The 532-nt window shown below is 43.0% G+C and carries 2 protein-coding genes; both read right to left on the reverse strand.

What is annotated here, in order from left to right:
• The coding region (locus ACYVTD_RS16000) for an RpiB/LacA/LacB family sugar-phosphate isomerase (protein WP_461248675.1) at positions 1-205 on the reverse strand (205 nt) is incomplete at its 3' end.
• A partial coding sequence (tsaB, locus tag ACYVTD_RS16005; protein WP_461248676.1) for a tRNA (adenosine(37)-N6)-threonylcarbamoyltransferase complex dimerization subunit type 1 TsaB occupies positions 139-532 on the reverse strand: 394 nt, incomplete at its 5' end. The genes tsaB and ACYVTD_RS16000, both read right to left, overlap by 67 nt.

Genomic DNA, 532 nt, shown 5'->3' on the forward strand with positions numbered 1-532 from the left:
TCTCGCACGCTTTTTGTGCAAAGAGGGGATAATCGCAGGATGCATCTGTATCAGGACCAACGTCTTCGAAGCTTTTTGGTAGGTGAGCTTTGATTGTTTCTTTTAATTTGTAACCACCGTGATCGCTTGCTATGTAAATCATACTTGTCCTCCAATGTATTGTATATGAATTCTTTCCATGTCTTCTTCGCGGAAGTTTGCCCATTTGTTTGGGACCTTATAAACAACTTTTTCGCTGTATAGATTTACATGCTCTGCCGACTCTCTTTTTGGAGGCTCTTTTTCGACAAGTTTGTCGCCGTTCCAAGTGTAGCTGGAAACATAATAAGCGTCTCTTCCGGCAGGTACGACAGGTGTTACCTCTGTTCTATCTTTTGCGTTTAAAGCAAGCAATTTTAGGCTTGAAACGCCATACGCTTTTTTTCCAAGACCTTTGGCTAAACCCATTACAAACGCAGATCCTACACGAGAACCCGTAAATGACCCTGGGCCAGTCGTGGAAACAAATGCATCCATATCAGAGGCTTTGAGG

Source organism: Treponema sp. R6D11 (genome assembly GCF_054786075.1).